This is a genomic window from Vibrio sp. Vb1554, assembly GCF_033344235.1.
This window is the reverse complement of the sequence record NZ_JAWPOJ010000003.1, coordinates 214,760-238,559: the sequence shown is the minus strand read 5'-3', so window position 1 is coordinate 238,559 and position 23,800 is coordinate 214,760. Positions and strand designations below refer to the sequence as shown.

Sequence of the window (23,800 nt, the reverse complement as noted above, 5' to 3'; positions counted from 1 at the left end):
GACAGAGTGAAAACTATGATTACAAAAGATTTTTGGAATAGAAGCCTCTAATGATGTAATTGACATGATGCTCAAAATTGAACGTCAACGATTATTGAGTCGGTGTAAGTACCTGCAGGAGGGGTCGTTTGGCTGGTTAGTATCTGCGCGCGATAATTATAATTCTGTGGCGTGATACCATCCGGAATGGAGCCGCCAGTATCGACGTCACTGTGTTCACGACGTTCAGAACTGGTTCCTCCCCAGCGCTCCATCGTTGATGACTTATAGATTTCATACTCCAAATAGTGACCACTAGAAATCATTCGCCGCTGACCGCCGGACGCATTTAGGCCGTCATTCAAGCCAATGGAGAAGGAACTATTCTTGGTACAAGTTAACGATATAACCTGACTGACTGGCTCAAAACCGGCCACTAATGGGGACGAACCAAAATCAATATCTGGCGCCGTGATCATACAATCAGGGGTCACTTCCAACTCAACCGTAATCACGCTTTGAGCGCTGCCATTGGCGCGGCCAATGCATACCCCTAGAACCCCGATACCCTTACAGTAATCCCAAATCCAGGATACGGTGATTTGGTCTTTATAAGTCCCAGCGGAAAGATTACTACCCACTCCCGTCCGAGCATAGAGCGGAAACTCGGCTTGAGTGCCAAACAACCCGAGTAAATCGAGTAACCCGATTTCAAAAAAATTGTAAGTTTGGCCGAATACATACTCTTCTGAAAGACCTGGATCGCCAAAAATCTGATAGCTGAGCTCCGAACTCGGATCATCCTCATTTAATAGCAAACCATTATTTATGCTGTTAAACGTTGCTGATACGTAGTCGCCACTTAACAAAGACACAAGTGTAGAAAAGTCACACGTAATCCCCGCATGAGGCTGAGCTGAGCTTTGCTGCTGAGAGCTTGAAACAGTAAACGAAGAAACATTGCCAAACAAGATTAAAGGTGTTGCCGCCGTGAGCTGACAAGCCATTGTCGAGCACGAGAAAAAGAAAAGTAGGCTAGCAAGCCAGCGGCGCAAAATCATAGTGCGGTCTCTTCTTCGGCTTTGATACAAACCTGCTCAGGCAATGTTTGTATTTTTTGACTGTCACGCTGATACAACCCCTCAATAAACACTTTACATGGCGGCTGTCCTTGAGGATAAAACTGAATGTAGCGGCCTGGGTCAACGCCTTCAAAGTAGGTAAAACCATCCCAACCAATTTGGCTTGTTAAGCCCGTTTCTGAGCGGCCATATGTACCAATCGGAAGGAACAAATGATTTTCGTCTACCACCGTCATGCTCAGTGCAATTTGTAGCTCTATTGGGAACTCTAACAGGTAGCCGTAGCCCGAATGTATCGAAGCAAACTGCTCTGTCGCAGAAAACGCAGCATTGGCTGGTAAATTAAGTGGATCGATTTCATATTTGGCGGTGTAATACGCCGTAGCCCAAGGAACAAGTAGGTAACCTTCATCGTCTGTCACTCCGACAATTTGATTTTCATATTTAACCGGAATACCTTCAAAACCACTGGTGCTCACCACCGCGAAGCTGTCATACACTTCATTCGCCGGGAATATTTCTCCATCCAACGTAGAGACCGAACCTGCCATTTCCGCAAAATAATCATAGTCGCCACTGGTGCCATTTAACCCAGCTCTGAACTGCGCCCATGACGCACGGTAGGTCAAATCGGCCTGTTTACGGTTTTCTGGTTCTTCGTTAATATCATGCGCTAAATTGACGCCCCATCCACCTCGTATTGGCGCGAGGCGGCTGTAACCCACTCGACCTCGCACATCGCCATCGTCCTCTCTTTTCAGCGTTAGCCCCGAACTTCCCCCCAAAGAACTGAAAGGTAGAGAGAATTGCGCCAACGTAACACTCTGACCACCAATACTATGGTTGTAAGAAAGGGACATATTGATATTAAAAGGCAGAGCGTAGCTATAAGTAAGGTTTAGGGTACGTGAATCTGAGTCGGATTGTTGAATATCAAAGTACCCACCAGAAAGTGAGCCCCAATCTCCCAAACGGACTCCCATATTGATTTGTGATAGATGACGCGACGCGAGTGAAGCGTCCTTGCCTTCATCGAGCATTTCGTAATTTGGTAAATGAGATAAGGTATAAAAGTCGGCTTGTTCTACTTGAGTTCGAGCAGCGAAGCTAAACAGCCGAGACTGATAACTATAACCTAGCGCATATGAGGTAGATTGATCCTGAAAATTACTCACACGAAACGAGGCATCCACCGTACCCAAGTTGAAAGCATTGGTGACAAAGCCCAGCCCCGCAACGATCAGGTCATCTTTTGCTTCAGCTTGAGCTTCTAGTGTTAACCAATCAGTCATGCCATGACGCAGAGCGGTAACCACGCCACCGTCTCCATAGTCGTTAGATGCATTACCGAAATTTTCTCTGATCGCACCAATACTCGCACTGTAAGATGTAAATCCGGTCTTGAGTAGATCGGAAGAGAGAAAAAATGGGCTGGTCATGACCGTTTGCTTACCTTGAGCATCCGTTGCAATTACCGTTGCTTCCCCAGCACCAGAGAGCATTGGAATATCGTTAATAATGAAAGGACCGGGCCCAACATTCATTGAGTCAGTTTTAAAGCCATTGATAAACAAATCTAACGTAGTGGGCGCTGTGACCTCACCATAAAATGCAGGTAACGGCGTCGTCACGACATCCGGACGCATAGAGAAATCATGTGACAACTGAATACCCGCCAGTCTTACTGGTTGGCTCCAAGATAAAGGGCGAACAATATAGTCCCCTACCTCCATACGAATTCGCTTCTCTTGATTGACGTACTCGTAACTCGTATCAAAACGAGTGTACTGGCTGCTTTGCTGGGACTGAACATCGAGATGAAAGTTAGATTTAAATATCCCGGTAGTAGAAAAAACGCCAAACTCAGAAAAGGCTCTGACTTCATGATTGATAGAAACCTCCTTTTGTTGGCTTTCGTTCTCGTACACACCAAATACGTTGTAGTTAAGCAGGCCACCACGCCCAAACTGAGCCGGGGAAAATCGCCCCATATCCTGCGCTGATAAATTCTGCATCGGTAACCAATTAGGCGGTACGTCAATTGCGAGTTGCAATGACGATTGCAAGTAACGCACGTTAACACCTGGGATAGACGTAACCTCAAGTCTCTCTTCGGTTCCAGGCAACGACTTGGCGGTAACCCCAACTGAAATGAGGTCCTCCCGGAGCAAAAAGAACTGATCGCCAACTCGCTCAACTTTCGCAACAAGCCCTGTTGCTCTTTGATTGATCACCAACTCCAGATTGAGGCTAATATTCTCAAACTTTTCTAATGAGAAATTTTCAGGACTCGGTAGCTCAGAGAAATGGTTTGCTGAATTTGCACAAAGACCAATACTGCTCCACGTTACGCTAAGTAATACCAACCAAAAGAAAGCATTCATTGTATTAAATCTATTCATTATTGCTTCAATGGTATTTGGTAACGTTTACCTCCAATATTCGCGCTCAAACTCAAGGGTCTGACATTACTATGGGGAATAGACCAAACCTTATACTGTTCAGGAAGAATATAGCCAGCTAGTCCATCGGAAATAACGACAGGATCTTTATTTGGTAGATTCAACTGTAAATTCACTAAGCGAACATGGTGTTTTCCTGAATTTTTAATGTGAACAAAACGCTGATTATTTTTCTTAATAAACTGTGCCTGTAAATCATCCCATAATTCACTGTCACGGTTTGGTTTTTGATTATCAGTCAGCCCTTTCCCGTAAATAAACAAAGGTATCGAGTAACGCATTCGGACTTTTACAGCGAGTTCATTTTCCGTCAATTCTGTTTGAGGGTTTTGAGTTGGCGGTAATTCATCTATGATCACTCGGTATGCATACTCCTTACCCGCAGAGGCCTCATCTTGGTTGATGATGCGGATTAACTGCTTTTCACCTGGTTCAATTTTGACAAACGGAGGGGTTGCAATTAACTGGCTTTGACTTGAATAACTATCTTCTCCTTCGTTTTGTTCCCACTTAAAAATTCTCACCTGTAAATAAGAATCAACACTGCCTTTATTTACCATCCAAAGTGATGTTGCATTGCTCTCCTCTGATATTTTGGGGTAAATCGGCCAAATTAATAATGAGTTAGCGTTGGCATTTGAGAAAAAAACAAAAAGGAAGGCTATTAATAATAGTTTTTTGAGTATGAATTCCATTTCACCCCTCCAAAGTTCACTTACCACTCTAATGTCAGCGTAAGCGTATCCATATAAATTCCAGCCATTTCATTCCCATTTATTGTCGCCTTTGCCCAGATAGGAAACTGAATATTATCTGGGTCTTGGTCAGTATCGACGGAATATTGCGTGTCAATATCAAGCACCTGCGTGTAATTTAGATCCTGGAACAAAAAGTAATCTACCGTTGTCGCTTCTTCACTGTGCTTTAGCTTACGTACACCATCCGATGCATTCATCCCGCCATTTACGGAAACATTCATCGTAATACCCGGAGTACAGCTTAATGTGAGTGATGAACTGTAAGTGATGCTGCCTTGTACTTCCGTCGCGTAAACTGAAGAATGCTCACCAAAATCTAACGTGCCTATTTGCCCGGCTTGGGTTGCGCTTTCTTCTTGTACTGCGCCGTTAATCAAACAACCTGTATCTACGGTGGCAGACACCTGAAAAGTTTGTGTCGCATCAGCCAGCACAGTTAAAGAGCACAAACTCATCGCGACAAGTGAAAAGCCCCTAACAACCAGCGTCACGTTTTACCAGCTTAGCGTCACACTGATGGTATCGGAGTATGTACCGGCAATGCTGCTCGTACCGTAAGCTTTCGCAAAAAGCTCAATAGTTTGCGATGTTGCACTAGTAAATTCAGACAGAGCTACCGTCCCACCTTGTATAATTTGTGTGCTTCGGTCTGAGTCGGTAAACAACGTATAATCAATAAATTGCGCGCCATTTGACATCGCGTAGGTACCAACGGTCGCACTTGCATCATACAATCCGGTGCCCAATGTAAACGTCGGTGTCACACCGTTACTACAAAGCACTTCAATACCCGTCGCACTACCACCATTTACCACACCATCTTGTTCACTGAAGATTGCAGGCACGTCTCCAAAGGCAAGTGAGCCAAAGCCAACGCCAGAAGCTGCATCTACCGCATTATTTCCATTAATCACACAACCTTGTACAAGGTTAATTGAAACATCAATCGTACCGCTCACTGACGCTCCATTCGCTTGCCAACTAAATGAGGTTAAGAGCAGAGGCATCATCAGATAAAATCTTTTCATATAAAGCTCCATTTTTACATTCCACTGTATATCGGTAACCTTTTTATTAGTTATAGCTCAATTATGACAAACCAAATGCATATAAAATGTAAAACAATAAAAAGAAGCAGGATAAGGATAAAGACGAACGGAAAATAAAAACATTAAACTTAAAAATGACGTTTTTTAAGCATGTAATGCTAAAAAATAACCACTAAAAACAAATGGTTATTATCTTATTCCAAATACAGAATCGACAATGAGTTAGAAGGTAGGGTGAAGTTGAGTGGAAAAAATCTAAAAAAAGTAGCAGAACGATACGAGAAGTTTAGAAAAGATTGGCGACCATTTCTTCCCGAAACAAAAATCTTCATGAAACAAAAATCTTCATGAAACAAAAATCTTCATGAAACAAAAATGCGCCCCAAAAAGGAGCGCATTTCTTACTTGAATAAGTTATTCCCAATCAAGAATAACCTTACCTGACATGCCGCTGCGCATTACGTCGAAGCCTTCTTGGAAATCGTCAATCTTGTAGTGGTGCGTGATGATTGGCGATAGATCCAGACCAGATTGGATCAGTGAAGCCATCTTGTACCAAGTTTCGAACATTTCGCGACCGTAGATACCTTTGATCACCAAGCCCTTGAAGATAACTTGGTTCCAGTCGATACCCATGTCTGATGGTGGAATACCGAGTAGTGCAATACGACCACCGTGGTTCATTGTGGTTAGCATTGAGTTGAATGCTGCTGGGTTACCAGACATTTCTAGACCTACGTCGAAGCCTTCTGTCATGCCTAGCTCAGACATTACGTCTTCTAGCTTCTCTTCAGCCACGTTTACTGCGCGTGTTACACCCATCTTACGAGCAAGTTCTAGACGGTATTCGTTCACATCCGTGATCACTACGTGACGAGCACCAACGTGCTTTGCTACTGCCGCTGCCATGATACCGATTGGGCCAGCACCTGTGATAAGCACGTCTTCGCCTACTAGGTCGAAAGAAAGTGCTGTGTGTACTGCGTTACCAAACGGGTCAAAGATAGACGCTAGATCGTCAGAGATACCTTCAGGGATCTTGAACGCGTTGAACGCTGGGATCACTAGGTATTCTGCGAATGCACCTTCACGGTTAACGCCCACACCAATCGTGTTGCGACATAGGTGAGTACGGCCGCCACGACAGTTACGACAGTGACCACACGTGATGTGACCTTCGCCAGATACGCGGTCACCGATTTCAAAGCCACGAACTTCCTGACCAATCGCAACCACTTCCCCCACGTATTCGTGCCCAACAACCATAGGCACTGGAATGGTTTTTTGTGACCATTCGTCCCAGTTGTAGATGTGTACGTCTGTACCACAGATAGCGGTTTTTTTAATTTTGATCAGAATGTCGTTATGGCCAACTTCTGGTTTATCAACCTCAGTCATCCAGATGCCTTCTTCAGGCTTTAGCTTTGATAATGCTTTAATTTTCATAATGTAACCTTAATTAAAGGCCCTATTGTCTAAGGCCTAGAATCTTAAATAAGACCCATGTCCTTACCAACTTGGATGAACGCGTCGATTGCACGGTCTAGTTGCTCGCGAGAGTGCGCCGCAGACATTTGAGTACGGATACGTGCTTGACCTTTTGGTACTACAGGGAATGAGAAGCCGATTACGTAGATGCCTTTCTCCAGCGCACGCTCTGCAAATTCTGCTGCTACTTTTGCGTCGCCAAGCATGATTGGGATGATTGCGTGGTCAGCACCACCCATTGTGAAACCCGCGTCTTCCATACGAGTACGGAAGTGTGCTGCGTTTTCCCATAGACGATCACGTAGGTCACCACTCTCTTCTAGTAGATCTAGAACGCGGAGAGAAGCGCTTACGATTGCTGGTGCAACAGAGTTAGAGAATAGGTATGGACGAGAACGCTGACGTAGCCAGTCAATCACTTCCGCTTTACCAGATGTGTAACCGCCTGAAGCGCCGCCCATTGCTTTGCCTAGCGTACCAGTGATGATGTCGATACGGTCAACCACGTTGTGGTGCTCGTGCGTACCTGCACCTGTTTTGCCCATGAAGCCAACAGCGTGAGAGTCATCAACCATAGTCAACGCGCCGTACTTCTCTGCTAGGTCACAGATAGCCGGAAGGTTTGCTACTACGCCGTCCATTGAGAACACACCGTCCGTTACGATAAGAATGTGGCGAGCACCTGCTTCTTTCGCAGCGATCAGTTGTTGCTCTAGCTCTTCCATGTTGTTGTTTGAGTAGCGGAAACGCATTGCTTTACATAGACGAACACCGTCGATGATTGACGCGTGGTTTAAAGCGTCAGAGATGATTGCGTCTTCTTTGCCTAGAATAGTTTCAAATAGGCCCGCGTTTGCGTCGAAACATGATGTGTAAAGAATCGTATCTTCTTTACCTAGGAACTTAGAAAGCTTCTGCTCAAGCTCTTTGTGGATGTCTTGCGTACCACAGATAAAACGTACTGAAGCCATACCAAAGCCGTGCTCGTCCATGCCTGCTTTACCCGCTTCGATAAGTGCCGGGTGGTTAGCAAGACCAAGGTAGTTGTTCGCACAGAAGTTTAGTACTTCTTCACCAGTAGAGATTTTAACAGCCGCTTGCTGTTGAGACGTGATGACACGCTCTGATTTGTAAAGGCCTTCCGCCTTTACTTCTTCGATTTGCTGCTGAATCTGTTGGTAGAATGCAGAAGACATTTGAAATTCCTTCCTAGTTATTTTGGCGAGTATTTACTCGTTTAGAATTAGGCTTAGCCTTTATGTGACGGGCGTCACGGGCTATCACTCATCAATTAATTGTAGTGTAATTCAAGGAAGGAGGAAGGATTATACCTTAAGGTGGAAAAGCATTAATGAATCCTAGGCACAAATTCGATTAATGCTTTTCTATGAGTTTGTTATAAAAGGAATTATAGCCAGGTAGGCTTAGCCAAAAGTGCTTCAAAGTCCTTAGCAGGTAATGGTCGGCTATAGTGGAAACCTTGTCCGAACTCACAGTTTAGGTTTTTCAGGTAATCCACATGACGCTGTTCTTCGATGCCTTCTGCGACGATCTTAAGATCCAGCGCTTTCGCCATTGCTATGATTACGTTCACAAGCTCGCGGTCTGAGTCGTTCTCGAACATATTTTGCATAAAGCTACGATCAATCTTTAAGCGGTCGAACGGAAACTTCTGCAAGTAACTCAGCGCAGAATAACCAGTACCAAAATCATCAATAGTAAGTTTGGTGCCTAACGCTCGTAAGTTATTAAGCATGTCTAATAGCTCAGAATCGTGATTGAAGAGGAGACTTTCTGTCACTTCAATATCGAACTTATCTGACGGAAGACCAGACTCCTCAACGCTGTGTTTAATAAACGTAAGTAAGCGCTCGCAGTACCTAAATTGAACACTAGAAAAGTTTACAGAAACAAACAACGGAGTCAGACTCTGCCATTGTGCCGCTTGTCGACACGCTTGTTGAATAGCAAACTCACCAATTTGATGAATTAAACCATTTTTCTCTGCAATAGAGATAAACTCTTCAGGGTTTACGAATCCGTACTTGTCATCATTCCAACGCATTAGCGCTTCTGCCCCTACGATTTTACCACTACTCAGCTCAATAATTGGCTGATAATACAGCTCTAACAACTGATTGGAGATCGCACTTCTCAGACGATTTTCCAGATCCAAATAGCGTTGCAAATCTTGGTTCATATTATGGTTATAAAAACAAAAGCCATCACGCCCATCTTGTTTCGCCCGATACATTGCCATATCTGCACATGCAAGAAGCTGCTCAGCGTTGTCTCCGTCATCCGGGAACACAGACATTCCGACGCTACTACTCAAGAAGAATTCATGGTTGTTCCAAACAAACGGATCGTTAAACGCCGAAAGTACACTTGAAGCAACTCGCTTTGCAGTATCATTATCAGGCAAATCAGGGATGACGAGTAAAAACTCATCCCCACCAATTCTCGCCAATAAGTCTGTTTTTCTCGCGACTTGATACAGTCGCTGAGCACTGAGTTTAAGGATTTCATCCCCAACAAAGTGTCCCATTGAATCGTTAATCTGCTTGAAGTGGTCTAAGTCGATGAACATCACCAAAACTTTAGACCCACTACGCGATGCCCTAATTAACTCCAAAGCCAATCGCTCGGAACCATAACTACGATTAGGCAAATTAGTTAATGTGTCATATTTAGCTTGGAAGGCGAGTTCTTTTTCAGACGCTTTTCGACGTTCAATTTCGTTCGTTAATTTTTTATTCTGTTGAGAAAGAATATCTTTACGCTTTTTTTCTTCCTCAAGCTTAATTTTCAATTCAATCCTATTATTGTTCGTGATGAATGCATAACATAAAGCAATGACGATCATAACGGCCAGAATACTCAAACCAATAATAAAGAGCCGTGATGTAAATATATCTCGTTCACTCAAAGGCTCGAACCACGCCATCAATTTAAAGTGATGTTTATCCACAGGCACTTCAAAGTAAATTTTTCCGTCTACAGCCTCAGAAACGAAATAGTTCTCATCCTTATTGTGAGAAGGTGTTTTATTTATGGTATCCCATACAACCATTTCCACGTCTTTTATTTTTAGCACCATTCGGCTATAACTATCTTCGTGTTCTTGGTTAGTAAGTTGGTCAATAACAATATTCTTATTAAGATCGGCAATTAAAAAAGCAACAGGCTTTCCGGAGAACTTAACTTGCTTAATGACTTGAATGCGAACGTCATCATTGTATCGCGTCGCACAAACCTCTTCGGGATGCCCGTGTTGAGTCATTATGGTTTGTATGTCCATTTTGTGCTCGGCAAGGTTTTCAGATCCAGTGGTGACAATGGTGACTCCATCACTGCCTACCAGCGTGAGCTTCTTATAGATTTGGCTGCTATTAATTAGCTTACTGTCTATCTTCTCATCGAAGCGACGCTTTAAATTAATTAGACTGGCTCCTAATCCATACTCCATTGACATGCCAGAAGCTAAATTACCAAAGAATGTTTGTATTGTTTTATCTGTAGCTAGATTATCAACATCTTCACTCGCTATGGTAAATAAATTATCGAGTGTGCTTGCATAACTTTTTACTTTTAAATCTAGTTCTCTGTATTGAGATTCTTTTAACTTATTTTGACCTACGCTAGTCACAGTAATAAGCATAGCTAAGTAAATTGAAACTAATATTGCGCTTATTGTAATAAATCTTTTACTGGAAAATTTTTTAACGGCCTTATTCATCGGAGTTTCTTTTTATCTTCTATAAAGTAATCGTTATAAAAGTAGTAAATAGATGGATAGTATTTTTTTACTAGTTTTTCGTATGAACCGTCTTGTTTTATCGAGTCTAAATAACGATCAAATGCTTTGCGTAATTCAGGGGAATTTTTACGGAATGCAACAGCCATTTTTTGATTCTCAGATATAGGGCCAATGACTTTTATTTCACCCGGCCATTTTTCGAGGGCAATTAGCGTATCCGCAACATCTAATAATGTGCTTTCCGCATCATTTTTCATTATCGCTGGAACCATCTCATTAAGGAGACGCGCCCCATCAGGTAATATAACTTTTGCACCTGTGTCATATAAGTCATAAAGGTTAGGATCCAAGCAAGAATGTTCTAAAGCTAACACTTCGCGACCATCGATCAGCTGCTTGACGTTTTTAACATCTTCATCGACCGACCCACTTGGTTTAATCGGGCTCAGACTAGAGTCGGATCTGGAAACCAACCATACACCTGAAGGAAAATAATCTTGTGAAAAATCGACAACCTCAGAACGCCAATCAAGAATAGTAACGCCATTTGCGATCAAATCGCCTTCAATTGGAACACTTTCTCCGACAACAGCCTGCTTGTTGTGATATTGCACATTTTGCCCTGTCAACTTACCAACCACGTCGCTCCACTGTGCTGGAACATACTGGTACTGAACACCTAACGACTTGGCAAAACCTTTTATTATCTCTACATCCAAGCCAGTCAAAGTTTCCACTTCACCTTGTTCAATATAGGAGACAAAGTTAGCGTACGGGACACCAATGTGACGCAGTACACCGCGTTCACGGATTTGTTGTAAATCGTCTGACCAAGCGGCAGACGACGCAACAGAGGTAACCATGAGCGCCACCGTCGCTAAAGTTCTTTTGAATGTTATGACTGACATAATAATATCCTTACCTTTCACAAAGCGCCCAATAATGGGCGCTTGAGTGATAAACAACGATGTTAGAACGACGAGTAATACAAATTCGTCATCGCCACTACGAGCCCTTCCACATCTTGTTCGTCATGGAACAAATGCGTAGAGATACGCAGCGCGTAAGTATCAAAGTCATCATCCTTATGCAGCTTAAAGCTAGTCGTACGGATGATGTAACCATACTCTTCACGTAAACGATCTCGGAATTCCGTCAGTATCTCTTCATTAGTTACATCGGAGAACGGGTTAACCGTCGTTAAGCCACTGGTTAAGCCTTCCACGTTTGGTGAATACATTTTGGCTTGTGGCAAGTACTCTTGAAGCAAGGTTTTACATAAACTACCAAGGCTTACAACTCGCTCTTCGATACGGTCTCGACCAATCTCATCCCACATTTTGCAACTATCAACTAGTGCTTGTTTCGCAGGATAGTTATCGTTACCAATGTATTGCATTTGCAGCTGTTTACCTAGGTAATCAGCATGAGAAAGTGAGGAGTTGATCAACCATAACGGGTTCTCTCGGTCACTCCAATACTCATTCAAACGGTTACCGTTATCACGAACATACAGAATACCTGTCGCGCCCGGACCACACTGCCACTTATGACCAGATCCTGCATAGAAATCACAATCCATATCGTGGAAATCAAGGTCAAACATACCGACCGTATGCGCGCCATCAACAAGAGTAGGTACACCATACTCTTTTGCTAAAGCACAAATGGCTTTTGCTGGTAGCGCGGTTCCTGTTTTGTATGTGATATGAGAGAAAACAATTAGGCGAACGTTTTGATTCGCATCAAGCGCGTCTCGGAACGCTTGAATGTAATCTTGCTCAGAAACGTTTTCGGTACCAGTAAATACTGGTAGTTGAATTTCTGCCACATCCACACCAAAACGATGTTTCGCTACGTTCATAGGTGATGTTGCAGCAATATGTTCATGGTGTGTCGTTAGAATCACATCACCTGGTTCAAAGTGTAAGCCATTAATGATCGAGCATAAGCCATCAGTAGTGTTGCGGCTGAGAATGATCTCTTCTGGGTTAGCACCAAAACCTGGTGCGACGTCTTTAACCATCTCTGAAACATAAGGCCAAGAGCCAAATTTGCCTTTCATGTCCCAAGGATATTTAGCCACCAGCTTGTTGTTATACTCGTAATCTTCAAGAACATGTTTTGGCATTGAACCTGTTGTACCAATGTTCATGTAAGTGGTTCGTTTGTCCAAAACGAACTGTCTTCGCACTTTACGCCAGAAGCGCTTATCATGTTTTCTACCTAGCCCGCGGCTGCTCCAATCAATTTTCTGTTCTCGTGCTTGAGCTACGCCTGAGAAAGCGGAAGCACTCACACCAGCAACAACAGCTCCTGTTGCGCCTTTCAGAAAATTACGGCGGCTGCTATTAGTCTGAATAGATTCCTTGTCTTTCATCTTTTTCAATCCTTGTCGGAAATTAGCCATATTATTAATTTTAAGTGCGTAACTATCTGTTACTAAAACATTATTACCCATTACAATCAGAGTTTAATTTTTTCCTCTGCCATTAAGTGACTTTAGTTCCAATTTTTTATCTTATTTGATGATATAAGCAACAGTTTGACCACAAATCTATAAACAACAATGTTCACATTAATATATTCGTTAATTTGATTATTCTTTATTGCGGACAATTCCACCAAATTCTTTATAAAACAATTATGAGCTTTGTTATAAAGTCATTAAAAATTTAACTTTGCGTTAATTTAAAAATATTCAGGCTATTTTAAGATTGGCGTCTATTCTTTTTATATCTTAACGATCTCAACATGTTAAGACTAAATAAAAGAAAGCTGATTTCGGATCGAGATATCAGTTTAAGACTATAAAGTGATACACATCACTCTATGACATAAACTCACCGCTCAACAGACATAAGTAAAACAGGTTTTCACTAATATGTGCTTGAGCGTACACCCTAAAAGAAGGAGGTCCCATGTTAAAAGGATTGCTATGCATTTCAGTTGCATCCGCTCTTGTCGCCGCCCCTAACGCGCTAGCAAAAACGGTAGAAATGACTGCTCTCAACACCAATGAGAGCGCTGGTACCATTGAGATTTCACAAAGTGATTATGGCGTTGTTTTTACGCCTCAATTATCAGGTTTGTCAGCAGGTGTGCACGGTTTCCATGTTCACACTAATCCATCTTGCGATAGCATAGAAAAGGATGACAAAACCGTATTAGGCGGCGCAGCAGGTGGCCATTATGATCCTAACAACACAGGGAAGCATGGCTATCCTTGGACCGATGACAATCATTTAGGCGACTTGCCTCCACTCTATGTGGACATGGACGGCAATGCCAATCAGCCCGTTGTCGCTCCTCGCCTAAAATTATCGGATTTAAAAGGTCGAGCGTTAATGATCCATGCAGGTGGTGACAATCACTCCGATCACCCAAATAAGCTAGGTGGTGGTGGCGCTCGCGTCGTATGTGGTGTTATTGAATAAACATTAACTTTATGTCTCACACTTCTCTTTAGATTGCGAGAAGTGTGAACTTCTGTTGATACTGAGAGGAGGTTGCATTGGTCTCAAGGTAGCTGTGGTGAAGCATTAAGATCGATTGGACAATCTTCGTCCCGATCCCCAAAGAACCGCCCTCCGCTTCTTCCTCGATGTGATTGACGAAGGTAAAGTGGATGCGCGACTTATCTTCACTCAAATACGCTTGGCAATGCACTTCCGAGCCAATTGGGCTGTGGCGCAATGCATTTTCAAGCAGGTTCAACACCAACCGCTCTAAGAGTCCTTTATCACCCACGGTTTGGATTTCACTATCGATATCCACTTTCAACACCACTTCTTTACGAGAAAACTGGCTCTGCATCGTTTCAGCACATTCTGCCATCAACGCTCCCAAATCCACGGGGCGGTACTCGTAGTTTGGCATTGGTGCTTCTTTGCGCGCGGCGTCTAATAAAGAATGCAGTTGAGTTGAGAGCTTCTCACAATTTCGGAAAGCGACGTCAATCAAAGGATCGGATTCCGGATGTTGCAAACGCCATGTTTCCAAATAGCCCAGCACGCTCGATAACGGCGTTTTTAAATCATGACTAAGCTGCAACAAGCTTTGACGACGATGAGACGATTGATACTCCAACTGTAAAAACTGCTGCTGAATGTGCTTTGCCATCATCTGATAAGAGTGCGCAATCGGCACGAGCTCCGGCACTTGGTGAGTAAAATCAGGTTGCAGGCGGAAATCATGTTCAGCTTGCTGTTGAAGTTGCTTGGTCACACGCTCAATCGGGTTCAATAGACTACGTTTGACCAGCACATAAGCCCCGAGGGCAAAGCCTAAAATGGACACTAAAACCAATCCTGCCAGCGCGATGTAAGGGGTATCGACTTGAGCGTTGGCAATGGCGTCATGTCGGGTACTGCCAATCACCACGTAGAGATAACCGACCGTAGAGCCTAATTCCTCTATCGCCGCAACAGAAAAGACTTTGTGCTCACCACGATTGCGTGGGTCTTCACCCAAAATAGGAAAAGGCTGGTCATTTAAGAATTGCTTAATGGGATTGAGATCCACCTTCCCCATGATCTCCGCTCCTTCCGGTGCTGCATGAGTGGTTATGTTGCCTTGGCTATCGAGGAAGTAGATTTCAAAGTCAGGGCCGATCAGCATGAGCGTGTGAAAAATCGACTTGAGCGCTTTAGGGTTGTAATCCGTCCCGATCATCAGCGGGTTATCATCACGCATGTGGCTGGCTAGCTCTTTATGCAAGCTTTGCTTGGTGCGTAACTCAATGGTTTCTTTTTGCCAATTGTAAGTCAGTGCAATCACCACCGCCGCGAGGCAGAACCACAAGCTAGTAAATACTACCAAGCGAGATTTGAAGCTCATCCTATCGCCTCCTTAAACAGCGGTGTTTTTGCAACACCCGTGATGATTGAAAAATGACGGTGAAAACAACTGCCGACTTACTGTCTTGGCTTGATGTTTTGACTTACTTTCTTACATTAGAGTCTTGGCTGAAACTTATATCCAACACCCCACACGGTTTGAATGAAGTGATGATCAGAATCAGACAACGACAACTTGCTGCGTAAACGGTTTATGGTGCTACACACCGTATGGTGATAACCAGAATGACTGGTGTTCCAAACGTGATCGAGCAATTCATCTTTACTGTAGACTCTGCCCGGACGAGTCGCGAGAAACTGCAGCAAAGTAAACTCTGTCGCGGTAAGAGTGACGTCTTTGTCGTTTAGGGATACTTGGTGCAACTCCGGAATGATTCTCAGCGGACCAAAATCCATCGCATCGTCGAGGACTTCATTTGCCACCTTTGCTTCTGCGGTTTGGCTGACTCTGCGTAGCACGTTTCGCACTCGTGCTTGGAATTCTAATACGCTAAATGGCTTAGTGATGTAGTCATCAACGCCCGCTTCTAAACCGTCAACCTTGTCCATTTCACCGTCTCTCGCTGTCAGCATGAGCACTGGACTCCAATCTTGTTGCTGACGCAAATAATGACAGATGTCTAGACCATCACCATCTGGTAAACCTCGGTCAAGGATCAATAAATCAAAGGGTTGTTGCTGGTATTGCGTTTTAGCATCGGCGACATTTGTGGCCCGCGACACTTGGTGTCCTTGAAACTTGAGATGCATCTGAACCAGTTCTGCCAAATCATCGTCATCTTCCACCAACAAGATGTTCGCGACTAAATTGATTGCCTGTTGTTCCATGGTCCTTTCCTTGCCTTCGAGTATCCTCACTTTGCACATGACCGGAACAAATTAGAAAATCTTTCAAAAAAGTTTCCGATGACGCCATGAGGGATAAAGCGCTCGGCTACAAACGCTTTGGAAAGGAGACGTCATCGGAGCCTGTGTTACTCGACTCGAGTGATGGTGACTTTCGCACCTGGGTTCAAGAAACGATGGTTCGCAGAAAGTGCTGAGTTTGCTAATCCGTCATCTTGGCTAACAACACCCGCATGGAATGCAACAGCGTCACTGCTGTCATTACGAGCGGCGTTGAAGCCCTCACCGCCACCTGCTGGGCCCGGGATGGTTGCAGCAAGTTCATCGTTTAGCTCTGTACCGGAATCCCAAACGTTCATGCTCATTTCGTAGCTTTCACCTACTGCGAGCGATTTGAGCGATAGCCCCGTTTCGCCAACAAAGGCATCATTGGTATTCACAAACATAGACGCCACAGACAAGTAACCGTAACGACTAGGGTCAACCGTGATGGTGACTTCGTCCGATGCACCCGGCAACACCAATCCATTGCCCGAAATACCTTGGTAAACACTGTCATTGCTGTTCATCAACTCAATCAGCTCAGCGTTACTGCCGCCTTCGGCAAGGTGCTCAAGTTCAACAGATGCGGCTTGTCCAATTTCAAACAGTTGGTAGTCACCATTGTGAGTGAGTACCGCGAGCGGAGACATTGGTTGATTCGCAGTCAAGTTCGCCACGTTGACGGTGTAGCGGTACGATTTCACTACGTCATTATCATCATCGCTTGGGCAACCGGCGAGCAAGCCGACTGAAGCTGCTACTAGTAAGATTCTGTATTTCATACATCCCCCTTACTTCACAACGATTGTGATGGTTGCAACTGGGTTTAACCAACGATGGCTACTGCTGTCTAGGTCACTGATGCCACCGGTTGGATCGCTATCACCAAGGTTACCCGGATGCACGTGGACTTTGTCGTTAGTTACCGTTGCTTCAACGCCTGTGCCGCCAGTACCAAACGTAATGAAAGGTGGGTTTGGCATGCTAGACGCAAGTTCATCGTTCGCTTCTGTACCGGCATCGTAACTTCTTAGCGTTGCTCGGTATGTACCCGCTTCCGTTGGAATCTTCCAGCTATCTAGGCCGACAAAACCGTCATTGGTTGGCAACAACATCGCGCTCAGAGAAAGATATCCGTGGTCGCCACTGTCTAAGGTGAAGGTGGTTGCAACACCCGGATTCAAAATGCCACCAGCAGGGTTCTCAACCACCGCACCACCAGCGTTACCAATCACACTAGCAAGACCAGAGATATCACCGCCTTCTGCCATTGCTTCTAGTTCTGGCGTTGCTGCTTGACCCGTTCTGAACATTTGAAGGTCAGAGCCATGTGCAGCAACAATAAGTGGCGTAAAGTAGATGCCTTTGGTTGCGTTTGTCACGGTGATTTCCAATTCCGCCGCATTCACTGATGCAGAGCCTAATACCGTTGCGACTGAAGTCATGACGAGTCCGAGTTGGGTACGTTTTTTCATTGTGATTCCATCCTTTAATGAGGGTTGAACTACCCAAGCCCATGTGTACGGCTTTACTTCTTTGTTCGTGACTTGAGTAGGTTAAGCATTACGTTTCGAACGTTTTGCGTTCTTGCCTCTAAGAATGACGAGCAAATCTATCAGCAACTTCATCGAATTCTCATAAAATTCTCACAAGTTCTGTTCGAATTCTGCCAGCAGCACTTTTTTACTCTTAATCAGGTATTTACACGTCGCGCTTTCCCCTCCTACAATGCGGTATTCTCTGTTTAAATCACGATTCTCAGCATGATTCATAACGTTCTGTCTGCCTACTACGGCGAAATCTACGGCATCGCTTTTTTCAACCACTACTTGAGCCATTACGCCCAAAGTGAACAACAAACACTGTGGCAAACCTTGATTGAAGTGGAAGAACTCACCGCAGAAAAGCTCAAACCTGTACTGCTAACACATGGCATGGATATCGAAAGTCGACACCAAGAGATGCTGGATAAAGGCTTGGCAGATGCAACCAAGTGGATTGGTTTACCATGGCAAGAGTTGGTGGCGACTCTTCTGAAGTGGGTAGAACCTTATGAGGTCAAGTATCGAGAGTGGCATGAAGAAGTGAAAGCTTCACAGCAGTATTCAATCGCTGAGCGAGAAGCTATCGAGTTGATTGCAGACCACGAAACGGCCATTTATCACTGTTGGCAGCAATACCATGCTGGTGAATCTGGCTTGCCTGCACTCAATGCATTTTTGGCAAAATATCGTTAAAGCGAGACGGTGACACTTGAACCTCGTGAAACCGTACCAGACAATATCGTTATTCCGCTGCGCAGAACTGAACAATTATGGTTAATCCAAAACTCATTGCCCTACTTCCTGACCTTGCTTCGTTTATCTTGGTGGTAAACGAAGGCAGTTTTACCGCAGCTGCTAAACAACTCGGCGTAACGCCATCGGCTTTAAGTAAGTTGATCACACGGTTGGAACAAGCCCTCTCGGTCAAGCTGTTTGAGCGCACGACTCGTAAATTGATCATCACTCAAGCAGGGCAAAAGGTTTACGACCAAAGCATCGCAATGGTGAATGCCGCGCAGCAAGCCGTTGAGTTATCTGCGGAAGATCATGCCGAGCCAACAGGCGCACTCACAGTGGCAGCCCCTGAAGCATTTCTTAATTCGGTGCTTCAACCGTTTGTGTTGCCATTCCTAGAACGTTATCCAAATATTCAGCTTAAGCTGCGTGCAGCAGATGGTGAGATCGATCTGTTCCGCCAAGGCATTGATGTCGCATTTAAGCTCACCGACAAACCCGATGAAAATCTGGTACTCAAAGAGATCAGCAAGACCAACCTTGTTTTGTGCGCCTCTCCAGATTACCTAGCCAAACATGGTATGCCTGAGCATCCCACTGAACTTGAGCAGCACGACTGTATTTACCTTGCCGAGAACGACAAAGACAACATCTGGTCGTTCTTTAAAGAGGAAGCGTTCCACTCGATTGCAGTAAGTGGACGCTACGCCGTCAACCATTCTCAAATGCGCTTGAACGGGGTTAAGTCTGGCTTGGGAATTGGGATCTTCCATGACTTCGTGATCAAAGACGCTTTAGAGCAAGGAGAAGTGGTGGAGGTTCTGCCGGATTGGATGATCAAGAGTAACTATCATGGCGCTATCGCGATGCAGTATGCGCAAACCAAATACATGCCCGCTCGTCTGCGTGTGTTTATCGACTTCGTTAAGGAGCATTTAGTCTCCGAGGATACTAACCATGCTTGAAGAGGCTAACCATGTTTAATGCCATTCATCACGTCGCGATCATTTGCAGCGATTACCCAAAGTCAAAACGCTTTTACACTGAAGTGTTAGGACTGAAAGTCATTGCCGAGAACTATCGTGAAGCCAGAGACTCCTACAAGCTTGGCCTCGCTTTACCTGACGGCAGTCAAGTTGAACTGTTTAGCTTTCCGGGCGCCCCTGAGAGACCGAGCTTTCCCGAAGCGCAAGGCCTGCGACATCTCGCTTTTTTGGTTGATGATGTTGAGCAAGTGAAAGTCTACCTAGAATCGAATGACGTTGAAATTGAGCCAATTCGTATTGACGAATTTACAGGCAAAGCCTTTACCTTCTTCCAAGACCCAGATGGCTTGCCACTGGAGATTTACCAGAAATAAAAAGAGCCAGCACTTCGACTTCGCAGGCTCTTTTATTATTCCATTCTTTGTCTGTTACTAATTCAACGCCGTTTTCAGTTTCTCAACGCGGTTGAACAACAGCCAATCCAGTGCGAGAACCGTAACAATTGCCAAACCGCCCATCGGGAACGCGAGACACAATATCACTAACGTTACTAAGCCAAGCTTCCAAATACTGTCTTGTTGAAACTTAGGTGGCGCGCCCAATGCGGCACTGCGACTTGGTCTACGAATCCACCACATCACCACACCTGTGATTGAGATTAAGATGAACGCCAAACAGAACACTACGTTGAGTACTTTGTTCAATATACTCACATCACCTTGATGCAATGACACACCTGCCGCCATGAACTTGGCAAATAGGCTGTAATCTTGCCACGTTACATCCACCAACAAGCGACCGGAATACTGGTCAAAGTGGCTGGTGCGATCTTGTCTTGGGTCGGAGATATCGCCACCCATGGAGTTAGCTGCAACGGTGTAAACGCCCGTCTCAGAGCGTGGCAAAAACAGCTTATAGCCAGTGAAGCCCATCATTTCAGCTTTGAGGACAATATCATCAATAGAGAGCGCATCATGGTTGCCTGCGTATGCCATATCTTCTTTCATATTGGCATGATCATGAGCGGGTTTGTCTTTCGATTCAGGCACAGCAGCAAGCTCTAAGTTCCATGGCATCTCTTCTGATGCACCATGATTCAGGTCTTTGTGTGTCAGTGTGGATTCCGGTTTCTCACCCCATGTGTAATAGGTTGGGAAGGTATTCCAAGCTTGTACCATTTTCGCACCCCAGATCCCTGCCCAAGATAAACCTGAAATCAAAAAGAACAACAGAACAATCGACAGCACACCACCTAAATTCGCATGCAGGTCACGCATCAAAATCCGAGGGCCATTGTTAAAGCGAATTTTCAAAAAGCCGGCGCGGCTGGCGTTGTCTCTCGGTAACCAAAGGTACAAACCAGACACCAACAGCAAAATCCCCAGACTTGCGGCGATTTCAATTAAACGGTCGCCTAGGTCGCCGATGAGCAAGGTGCCGTGAATGCTGTTCATCAGTTCATAGATGCTATCACCACGATTAATGGTGCCCTGTATGTCTCCTGTATAAGGATTTACTGCAACAATCAGCGAGCTGCCTTCTTGGTTTTGAATCGAGAATCGGTTGGCAATATCGGCCGTTTTAGCAGGTACAAATTGAGTGACATTAAAATCGGGATACGTCTGCTTTACGGTTTCTAATTGTGCAGAGACAGGAATCATGTGCTCTTGTGGTGAAACTTGTAATGTCGCTTCGTATCGAGCCAGTTCGATTTCGTCATCAAACAACATCACCAATCCCGTGAGGGAAAGCATCAGCATAAATGGAATGACGAACAAACCTGCGTAGAAGTGCCATCGCCACGTCATAAAGTAGATGGATTTTGCGCGTGAGGCTTCCTTGAGTTGAGGCTTTGCCGAGTTTCTCAACATGTGTATTTTCCTTTTTTCATTGTTGAACACCCAAATTCAGTCAAACGCATCCTACACATACGCATTCGTATGCGGCGTTATTTGACTTAGATTTGGGAGTACCACTGCTCGAAGTGGCAGTGTTGCTGACTATATACCCAAGTGACTTCAAGATGCTGGATTCAGAGCGTTGTCATTGATTCGAGTGCAAAGAAAACAACGCTGTGTAATAGACAACTCTTTCCAAGTTGTTTGAAGCAGCAATCGGAGCAATGACACGCTCCCGAAGGGCGAGTTGCCTTGGCTTGTATACTTTGTTGTCGATATCTTGATTTAGACCCACTAGACCTTTAAATCGCCGCCGCGTCTACAAACCGAGTCATTCTCGCTGAACCAAGCATCTCGAGGTTACTTGGGTATCGTGTAATTGTTTTTGTTATGAGAAAAGGGAAACTGGCGGCGCTCTAGGAACTGGTGTTTCAAATCGCACACTTAGAGCCAAATAAGCGTAGCTGTCAGAAGTCACCAAGCTCTGTCTTGAAAGTATCGGTGTCGTTGGAAGTGTATCGTGATGAAAAGTCGAGAAGTGGCTAAACGGACAAGGCTTGCCTTTGTGGCTGACCGAATTGTCGCCCTCTTCTATTTGGACCAACTCAAATCCGTTAAGCGTACATAGCGTCGCCCACACGCCCATGCTGTTACCATGAGCATTGATAACAGGCATCAGCGTCACTAGCACCCAACTGAGAGCACTAGCAAATAACATCGAGCGGTAAAAAGGAATTAATCTACGCATAACGGTGACTTAACAAATTTCACACAGCGTAACCAATTTTGAGTGATAGCTCAAAAAACAGTATCAATAAGTGGTTGCTACCTCACAGGTTTTCTTGAATGCATCGATTGACAGGCGCAAAAAAGCCCGCCGAAATGGCAGGCTGATAATGTGTTCATTCATTACTTAGAGATAACACGTAATCCACTGCCACGAGCAAATGCTCCGCTCGGTAGATAATTAGCCGAACAACTTGCTCCAAATGCTTGGATTGCGCTTGTCGTGGTACTCTTCACGAAGACTATCGATTTCACGCAGTTGGTCTTTCGCTTCTTGTAGCTTGCCCGCATCAAGATCCGCTTCAATCTTATCTAGCGTTACCGTCAGCTTGTTAAAGCCTTCTAAGTAAGTATCAAACTTCTCTGGTGGGTAATTACCACGCTTAGATTGTTCAACAATAGCTTGCAAGCTATCAATCGCAGATTTCATGGTTTCGACATCAGATGCTTCTGCCGCCTGTTTGAATTCCATCTTCATCTGTTTCATGTTTTGTTTTAAATCAACCGCTTCTGCCATTGCGTATGTTGAGCCAAACGCAATCGCACACCCTAGGACTAAAGGACGTAACATTTTTCACTTCTCCATTTATAGTGCCGAATTCTGTGTCGGCTTTATTCACCCAAATAACCTACGCCATAAGAGGCGAAAAACTAGCTTAGTTGAGTATTTCCGGGTCGCAGTGTAAAGCAATCTGGCGTCGGGTGCATACCTTAAATGTAATCAAGTTTATGCGTTGAGAATGCTGTCATATTCTGCAATTGGTTTACGGCCTCTCAAAGCTAAGAAAGACAAAAACTGCTGAGCGGTGTGAGTAATCACTTTCTTGCTATCAATACCCACTTTGTCCATTAACTCTCCAACCAAATCCAGATTACCAACATCGTGACAGAAATGCGCGTCACTGCCCGTGGTGAAGAAAACACCGAGATCTTTCCCGATTTGTGCAATCTCGTGGCAACGGTCTACGCTGCCTACTCGGCTATTGCCCTTCAGAGTGGTGTTGTTAATTTCAATCGCGACATTGTGCTCTTTCGCGCACGCTAAAACGGTCTGAAAATCAAAGTCGAAATTTGGATTACCAAGATGACCGAGCGCATCAATACGGCCACTCTGAATGACATTAACAAGTGCTTCCGTGTGAGTTTGCTTGTTTGCAGGACGAAAAACGGGTTCATGAAAACTCGCGATCACCCAATCTAAGTTGCGGTCCACACTCAGTGGAATATCAATGTCGCCTTCGGTATTCATAATGTTAGATTCAACGCCGCGAATAATCGCAACGCCTTCAAGAAAGCGAGGCAGAATTTTCTGGTTAGAGAAGAACCAGTAATGAGGCGCACCCGGCATTGATTCTGCGTGATCGGTCGTGCAGAACATATCCAGCCCGTTCTCTTTTGCCAACTTTGCATTTTCAATCAAGGTACTGTACGCGTGACCACTTGCGTACGTATGTGTATGGGTATCAACTTTAAATTCCATCATCCACTCTCTAAGGTGCGCTATCTTGCGTGCTATTGTATACCTT

At 44.6% G+C, this 23,800-nt stretch carries 22 protein-coding genes; 4 read left to right on the top strand and 18 right to left on the bottom strand.

Annotated elements, in window-relative coordinates:
• Positions 1–71: 71 nt before the first annotated feature.
• The 10 genes from R8N28_RS04630 to R8N28_RS04585 form a co-directional block, all read right to left on the bottom strand.
• A complete protein-coding gene (locus tag R8N28_RS04630) occupies positions 72–1,040 on the bottom strand; it encodes a spore coat U domain-containing protein (protein ID WP_065275479.1) in 969 nt (322 codons plus the stop codon).
• The gene (locus R8N28_RS04625; protein ID WP_412079905.1) at positions 1,037–3,463 is read right to left on the bottom strand and encodes a fimbria/pilus outer membrane usher protein; all 2,427 of its coding nucleotides are present in this window, start codon (positions 3,461–3,463) and stop codon (positions 1,037–1,039) included. Before R8N28_RS04625 ends, R8N28_RS04630 begins: the two co-directional genes overlap by 4 nt.
• Entirely contained in the window at positions 3,463–4,218 is a 756-nt protein-coding gene (locus R8N28_RS04620; protein WP_065275481.1) for a molecular chaperone, read from the bottom strand. Before R8N28_RS04620 ends, R8N28_RS04625 begins: the two co-directional genes overlap by 1 nt.
• 20 nt (positions 4,219–4,238) lie before the next feature.
• Positions 4,239–4,736, bottom strand: a complete 498-nt coding sequence (locus R8N28_RS04615) for a spore coat U domain-containing protein (protein ID WP_017820521.1) — start codon at positions 4,734–4,736, stop codon at positions 4,239–4,241.
• 39 nt (positions 4,737–4,775) lie between these two features.
• Positions 4,776–5,321, bottom strand: coding sequence for a spore coat U domain-containing protein (locus R8N28_RS04610; RefSeq protein WP_021035866.1), 546 nt, complete (start codon positions 5,319–5,321; stop codon positions 4,776–4,778).
• 423 nt (positions 5,322–5,744) lie between these two features.
• Entirely contained in the window at positions 5,745–6,776 is a 1,032-nt protein-coding gene (tdh, locus tag R8N28_RS04605) for an L-threonine 3-dehydrogenase (protein ID WP_033906709.1), read from the bottom strand.
• A gap of 44 nt (positions 6,777–6,820) precedes the next feature.
• The gene (locus tag R8N28_RS04600) at positions 6,821–8,014 is read right to left on the bottom strand and encodes a glycine C-acetyltransferase (RefSeq protein WP_065275482.1); all 1,194 of its coding nucleotides are present in this window, start codon (positions 8,012–8,014) and stop codon (positions 6,821–6,823) included.
• Between the two features lie 212 nt (positions 8,015–8,226).
• A complete protein-coding gene (locus R8N28_RS04595) occupies positions 8,227–10,557 on the bottom strand; it encodes a putative bifunctional diguanylate cyclase/phosphodiesterase (RefSeq protein WP_065275483.1) in 2,331 nt (776 codons plus the stop codon).
• Positions 10,554–11,486: a transporter substrate-binding domain-containing protein gene (locus R8N28_RS04590; protein ID WP_017820522.1), complete on the bottom strand. Its 933-nt coding sequence runs from the start codon at positions 11,484–11,486 to the stop codon at positions 10,554–10,556. Before R8N28_RS04590 ends, R8N28_RS04595 begins: the two co-directional genes overlap by 4 nt.
• A 62-nt stretch (positions 11,487–11,548) precedes the next feature.
• Positions 11,549–12,958 carry an aminotransferase class V-fold PLP-dependent enzyme gene (locus R8N28_RS04585; RefSeq protein ID WP_065275484.1) on the bottom strand — a complete coding sequence of 470 codons (1,410 nt, stop codon included), beginning with the start codon at positions 12,956–12,958 and terminating at the stop codon, positions 11,549–11,551.
• A 541-nt stretch (positions 12,959–13,499) separates the two neighbouring features.
• Here R8N28_RS04585 and R8N28_RS04580 point away from each other — a divergent pair.
• Complete coding sequence (locus R8N28_RS04580) at positions 13,500–14,015, top strand: superoxide dismutase family protein (protein ID WP_017635497.1); 516 nt, start codon at positions 13,500–13,502, stop codon at positions 14,013–14,015.
• A gap of 28 nt (positions 14,016–14,043) precedes the next feature.
• Here the strand turns inward: R8N28_RS04580 and R8N28_RS04575 are convergent, their stop codons facing one another.
• The 4 genes from R8N28_RS04575 to R8N28_RS04560 all read right to left on the bottom strand — a co-directional run bounded on the left by R8N28_RS04575 (position 14,044) and on the right by R8N28_RS04560 (position 17,800).
• Complete coding sequence (locus R8N28_RS04575; protein ID WP_065275485.1) at positions 14,044–15,417, bottom strand: sensor histidine kinase; 1,374 nt, start codon at positions 15,415–15,417, stop codon at positions 14,044–14,046.
• Positions 15,418–15,533: 116 nt separating this feature from the next.
• A complete protein-coding gene (locus R8N28_RS04570; protein WP_005375088.1) occupies positions 15,534–16,265 on the bottom strand; it encodes a response regulator transcription factor in 732 nt (243 codons plus the stop codon).
• Positions 16,266–16,411: 146 nt separating this feature from the next.
• Positions 16,412–17,107, bottom strand: a complete 696-nt coding sequence (locus R8N28_RS04565) for a spondin domain-containing protein (RefSeq protein ID WP_005375087.1) — start codon at positions 17,105–17,107, stop codon at positions 16,412–16,414.
• A gap of 9 nt (positions 17,108–17,116) precedes the next feature.
• A complete protein-coding gene (locus R8N28_RS04560) occupies positions 17,117–17,800 on the bottom strand; it encodes a spondin domain-containing protein (protein WP_005375085.1) in 684 nt (227 codons plus the stop codon).
• 288 nt (positions 17,801–18,088) lie between these two features.
• Between R8N28_RS04560 and R8N28_RS04555 the strand changes: the two genes are divergently transcribed.
• From R8N28_RS04555 to R8N28_RS04545, 3 genes are all read left to right on the top strand, one after another.
• On the top strand, positions 18,089–18,562 hold the full coding sequence (locus R8N28_RS04555) for a hypothetical protein (RefSeq protein ID WP_005375082.1): 474 nt from the start codon (positions 18,089–18,091) through the stop codon (positions 18,560–18,562).
• A 77-nt stretch (positions 18,563–18,639) separates the two neighbouring features.
• Positions 18,640–19,569 carry a LysR family transcriptional regulator gene (locus tag R8N28_RS04550; protein ID WP_033906703.1) on the top strand — a complete coding sequence of 310 codons (930 nt, stop codon included), beginning with the start codon at positions 18,640–18,642 and terminating at the stop codon, positions 19,567–19,569.
• Positions 19,570–19,580: 11 nt separating this feature from the next.
• Complete coding sequence (locus R8N28_RS04545; protein ID WP_065275486.1) at positions 19,581–19,964, top strand: VOC family protein; 384 nt, start codon at positions 19,581–19,583, stop codon at positions 19,962–19,964.
• Positions 19,965–20,021: 57 nt separating this feature from the next.
• Here R8N28_RS04545 and R8N28_RS04540 read toward each other — a convergent pair whose 3' ends face one another.
• From R8N28_RS04540 to R8N28_RS04525, 4 genes are all read right to left on the bottom strand, one after another.
• Positions 20,022–21,461, bottom strand: a complete 1,440-nt coding sequence (locus R8N28_RS04540; protein ID WP_065275487.1) for a PepSY-associated TM helix domain-containing protein — start codon at positions 21,459–21,461, stop codon at positions 20,022–20,024.
• A 415-nt stretch (positions 21,462–21,876) separates the two neighbouring features.
• Positions 21,877–22,236, bottom strand: coding sequence for a hypothetical protein (locus R8N28_RS04535; protein WP_080276971.1), 360 nt, complete (start codon positions 22,234–22,236; stop codon positions 21,877–21,879).
• Positions 22,237–22,455: 219 nt separating this feature from the next.
• Positions 22,456–22,845 (bottom strand): cytochrome b562, encoded by a 390-nt coding sequence (locus R8N28_RS04530; protein WP_005375067.1) that lies wholly within the window; start codon positions 22,843–22,845, stop codon positions 22,456–22,458.
• Between the two features lie 156 nt (positions 22,846–23,001).
• Entirely contained in the window at positions 23,002–23,754 is a 753-nt protein-coding gene (locus R8N28_RS04525; protein WP_005375066.1) for a phosphatase, read from the bottom strand.
• Between the last annotated feature and the right edge of the window lie 46 nt (positions 23,755–23,800).

Coding starts and splice junctions, on each gene's coding strand:
- R8N28_RS04555 (WP_005375082.1), top strand. CDS start 18,089: ATGATTCATAACGTTCTGTCTGCCTACTACGGCGAAATCTACGGCATC.
- R8N28_RS04585 (WP_065275484.1), bottom strand. CDS start 12,958: ATGAAAGACAAGGAATCTATTCAGACTAATAGCAGCCGCCGTAATTTT.
- R8N28_RS04565 (WP_005375087.1), bottom strand. CDS start 17,107: ATGAAATACAGAATCTTACTAGTAGCAGCTTCAGTCGGCTTGCTCGCC.
- R8N28_RS04575 (WP_065275485.1), bottom strand. CDS start 15,417: ATGAGCTTCAAATCTCGCTTGGTAGTATTTACTAGCTTGTGGTTCTGC.
- R8N28_RS04545 (WP_065275486.1), top strand. CDS start 19,581: ATGTTTAATGCCATTCATCACGTCGCGATCATTTGCAGCGATTACCCA.
- R8N28_RS04550 (WP_033906703.1), top strand. CDS start 18,640: ATGGTTAATCCAAAACTCATTGCCCTACTTCCTGACCTTGCTTCGTTT.
- R8N28_RS04525 (WP_005375066.1), bottom strand. CDS start 23,754: ATGGAATTTAAAGTTGATACCCATACACATACGTACGCAAGTGGTCAC.
- R8N28_RS04530 (WP_005375067.1), bottom strand. CDS start 22,845: ATGTTACGTCCTTTAGTCCTAGGGTGTGCGATTGCGTTTGGCTCAACA.
- R8N28_RS04540 (WP_065275487.1), bottom strand. CDS start 21,461: ATGTTGAGAAACTCGGCAAAGCCTCAACTCAAGGAAGCCTCACGCGCA.
- R8N28_RS04600 (WP_065275482.1), bottom strand. CDS start 8,014: ATGTCTTCTGCATTCTACCAACAGATTCAGCAGCAAATCGAAGAAGTA.
- R8N28_RS04570 (WP_005375088.1), bottom strand. CDS start 16,265: ATGGAACAACAGGCAATCAATTTAGTCGCGAACATCTTGTTGGTGGAA.
- R8N28_RS04590 (WP_017820522.1), bottom strand. CDS start 11,486: ATGTCAGTCATAACATTCAAAAGAACTTTAGCGACGGTGGCGCTCATG.
- R8N28_RS04580 (WP_017635497.1), top strand. CDS start 13,500: ATGTTAAAAGGATTGCTATGCATTTCAGTTGCATCCGCTCTTGTCGCC.
- R8N28_RS04630 (WP_065275479.1), bottom strand. CDS start 1,040: ATGATTTTGCGCCGCTGGCTTGCTAGCCTACTTTTCTTTTTCTCGTGC.
- tdh (WP_033906709.1), bottom strand. CDS start 6,776: ATGAAAATTAAAGCATTATCAAAGCTAAAGCCTGAAGAAGGCATCTGG.
- R8N28_RS04615 (WP_017820521.1), bottom strand. CDS start 4,736: ATGAGTTTGTGCTCTTTAACTGTGCTGGCTGATGCGACACAAACTTTT.
- R8N28_RS04620 (WP_065275481.1), bottom strand. CDS start 4,218: ATGGAATTCATACTCAAAAAACTATTATTAATAGCCTTCCTTTTTGTT.
- R8N28_RS04625 (WP_412079905.1), bottom strand. CDS start 3,463: ATGAATAGATTTAATACAATGAATGCTTTCTTTTGGTTGGTATTACTT.
- R8N28_RS04610 (WP_021035866.1), bottom strand. CDS start 5,321: ATGGAGCTTTATATGAAAAGATTTTATCTGATGATGCCTCTGCTCTTA.
- R8N28_RS04595 (WP_065275483.1), bottom strand. CDS start 10,557: ATGAATAAGGCCGTTAAAAAATTTTCCAGTAAAAGATTTATTACAATA.
- R8N28_RS04535 (WP_080276971.1), bottom strand. CDS start 22,236: ATGCGTAGATTAATTCCTTTTTACCGCTCGATGTTATTTGCTAGTGCT.
- R8N28_RS04560 (WP_005375085.1), bottom strand. CDS start 17,800: ATGAAAAAACGTACCCAACTCGGACTCGTCATGACTTCAGTCGCAACG.